This is a genomic window from Streptomyces sp. NPDC005151, from assembly GCF_053599875.1.
The window spans coordinates 1-2,819 of record NZ_JBSFYR010000178.1 but is presented as its reverse complement, the minus strand read 5'-3'; the positions used below and the strand labels follow the sequence as shown (position 1 = coordinate 2,819).

Sequence of the window (2,819 nt, the reverse complement as noted above, 5' to 3'; positions counted from 1 at the left end):
GGTGGTGTGCCGACGGGTGGTGTGCCGACGGGTGGTGTGCCGACGGGTGGTGTGCCGACGGGTGGTGTGCCGACGGGTGGTGTGCCGACGGGTGGTGTGCCGACGGGTGGTGTGCCGACGGGTGGTGTGCCGACGGGTGGTGTCCCGACGGGCGGTGTCCCGACGGGCGGTGTGTGAGACCGGAAATGACGCGGAGGGGGCTGCCGCCCGGGCCTGCGCCCGATCGCGCAGGCCCGGGGCCAGGCTCCTCGCAACCAGCGCGCTCAGTCCGTCAGGGAACAGTGATGATTATGCAGTCGTCCATTTGCCTATGCATGATCGTAAAGAACGAGTCCGGCGTCATCGAACGCTGCCTCGCCTCGGTCCGTGACCTCATCACCACTTGGGTGATCTCCGACACTGGGTCCACGGACGGCACGCAGAAGATCATCCGCAACGCACTCAGGGACGTCCCTGGCGAGCTTCACGAGGAGCCGTGGGTCAATTTCGGTCACAACCGCAGCCTGAGCATCAGCCACGCATGTGGGAAGGCCGATTACTTGCTCCTGCTCGATGCCGACCATGAGATCCGGCAGGACGATGCCCTGCCGCCGCTGACGGCCGCCGCCTATATGTTGCGGCACGAAGGCACCGTCGAGTACTGGATCAAGCGGTTGGTTAGAGGGGACATCGCCTGGCGCTATGAAGGTGTCACCCACGAATACCTCACCACCGACGAGTCGGCCGATCAGTCAAAACTCGACGCTCTAGTCATCGTGGACCATGCCGACGGCGGATCGCGTCACGACAAGGCCGAGCGTGACGCACGTCTGCTGAGTGCCGAACTCGAGCGAGACCCAGACAACCCCCGCACTGTCTTCTACCTGGCTCAGACCATGCGCGACATGGGAAGGAAGGAAGAGGCCATCGCCCTGTTCGAGGGTCGCGCCGCCATGGGAGGCTGGCCAGAAGAGGTCTACTTCTCGCAGCTCCAGGCCGGCATCCTCAAGGCCGAGACGGGCGACTGGCCAGGCGCCATGGATGCGCTCGTGCGGGCCTGGGAGACACGGCCCCAGCGGCTGGAAGCCTGCTACCAACTGTGCTCAAGGCTACGTGTCATGGGCCACTACCGGGCCGCACATGCCTTCGCCTCCGCCGCTCTCAACCAGCCTGTTCCGGACGACCTGCTGTTCGTCAACCCCTGGGTGTACCGATGGGGATTGTTGTTCGAGTTCTCGATCACTGCGTACTGCGTGGGCGACTGGGCGGGCTCCTACCAGGCATGCGACCGGCTCCTCGCCATGCCTGATCTGCCCGAGGACATTCGCAAGCAGACGCTTGCCAACCGCGAGTTCCCCGCCCAGCGCCTCTCCGAGGTGTGGGGGTCCCTTTGGTCGACGGCACGCACCTGCGGGAGCCCGGACGGGAAGTCAAGCTGCCTGAGCGACTGGTGGGGTGGTGGTGAATAGCCGGTTGTCGCCCAGCAGAGCCCACAGAACGCTGGTGCGCCGCCTGGCCAAGGCTGCCGACACCGGCCTGCCAGACCCCGACCGGCGACCGGCTGGAGGAACATCCCCGCCGGGAGATCGTGGACGCGATCCGCTACGTCGTCGACACCGGTCAATGCCGTTGCTTGAGCTACTGAAGTATCGCGGGCGTAAGGGTGATGACCTTTTCCGGAACCCGTCGTGTGCCTCGCCTGACCTGGTCTTTCTTGCGCACGATGTACTGCGACACCGGATCGAGCAGGTCGGTCAGCAGCCTGGTTGTCTTGCCCTCGTCGAACTGGTAGTCGATCACCCTCACTCTCACCCCGCCCGGATGGGAGCGCCGCTGCCCGGCGAGATTCATCCGGGTCAGATAGGTCCCGTCAGGCAAGACCTCCATGGGCTTCGCGGCGACGAAGGTGCGGGCTCTGATCAGCAAGTGTGCTCCGGTCTGCGTCTATGCCTTCCACAGTGCGACACGGGGAAGGCCGGTCCATGATCACCAGCATGCCGGCGGCACTGCTGGCCATCTCTGTCGCCAGCGCGGGCTCGCCACCACCGCCCTTGAAGCTGCCTATCCGCGCGTCGATCGTCGCGTGCGTACCGGTCTCGGTCAGCGTCACCACCCTGGCCTGCGGGAACCCGATGGTGCCCTTGCCGAAAACTCATCCATCCTGGTGGGAGCCGTGTGCGGGGGCTGGGGCATGCCAGCTGTGGCTGATGGCACCGGGCCCTCGCGCGGTTGGTGATCACCGCGGCATGATGATCCGTCATGCTGCTGCGACTGGCTTACTTCGGTGTGACGAACGCGTTCGCGATGCTGCGCTTGCTGTCGATGAGCGACCGGGACAATATCGTCGAGATCCTGGCGCTGCGCCACCAGATCACGGTACTGGAGCGCCAACTGGGTGGGGAGCGGGTGCGGTTCACGCCGACCGACCGGGCGTTCCTTGCCGCGCTGCTGCACCGGCTGCCGCGAGATGTGCTGCGCAGGCGCTGCCGCCACCGCCACCGCCCGAGATGATGCCCTTGGCGTAGGCCCGTCCGGAGCTGTCCACGGTGTAGACGGGGCCGCCGGAGTCGCCCCCGATGACACGGGCGCTCGAGGTCTTCTTGGCGACGACCATGTTCCGCGCGATGGTTCCTCCGCTGTACTTCACGGTGGCCTGGGTGGCCGGTGCACACCTTGTCGCCGCTCTGAGCCCAACGCCGCCAGTAGTCGTGAACCTCCCGGGACGAGGTGGAGTTCTGCCCGCCCTTGAAGATCCTCGCGGAGGCCGCCTCGGGCTTCAATACCTGGTAGAGCGAAAGGTCGCCGGAATAGTAGCTCTGCCCCTTCAGGCGGACCGAGCC

At 65.9% G+C, this 2,819-nt stretch carries 3 protein-coding genes and 1 pseudogene; 3 read left to right on the top strand and 1 reads right to left on the bottom strand.

Features of this window, described 5'->3' with window-relative positions; translation table 11 throughout:
- The first annotated feature begins 314 nt into the window (after positions 1-314).
- Positions 315-1,448, top strand: coding sequence for a glycosyltransferase (locus ACWD6R_RS39225; RefSeq protein WP_451823135.1), 1,134 nt, complete (start codon positions 315-317; stop codon positions 1,446-1,448).
- A 47-nt stretch (positions 1,449-1,495) separates the two neighbouring features.
- Positions 1,496-1,600, top strand: a pseudogene (locus ACWD6R_RS39220) (IS5-like element IS4811 family transposase); the annotation flags it as partial.
- A 17-nt stretch (positions 1,601-1,617) separates the two neighbouring features.
- On the opposite strand, the gene ACWD6R_RS39215 reads toward ACWD6R_RS39220, so the two are convergent.
- Positions 1,618-1,905 (bottom strand): hypothetical protein, encoded by a 288-nt coding sequence (locus ACWD6R_RS39215; RefSeq protein WP_451823134.1) that lies wholly within the window; start codon positions 1,903-1,905, stop codon positions 1,618-1,620.
- 333 nt (positions 1,906-2,238) lie between these two features.
- Between ACWD6R_RS39215 and ACWD6R_RS39210 the strand changes: the two genes are divergently transcribed.
- Positions 2,239-2,490, top strand: a complete 252-nt coding sequence (locus ACWD6R_RS39210; protein ID WP_451823133.1) for a hypothetical protein — start codon at positions 2,239-2,241, stop codon at positions 2,488-2,490.
- Positions 2,491-2,819 lie beyond the last annotated feature (329 nt).

What these genes read in the sequence shown, in the direction of transcription:
- ACWD6R_RS39210 (WP_451823133.1), top strand. Translation starts at nt 2,239, where the DNA reads ATGCTGCTGCGACTGGCTTACTTCGGTGTGACGAACGCGTTCGCGATG.
- ACWD6R_RS39225 (WP_451823135.1), top strand. Translation starts at nt 315, where the DNA reads ATGATCGTAAAGAACGAGTCCGGCGTCATCGAACGCTGCCTCGCCTCG.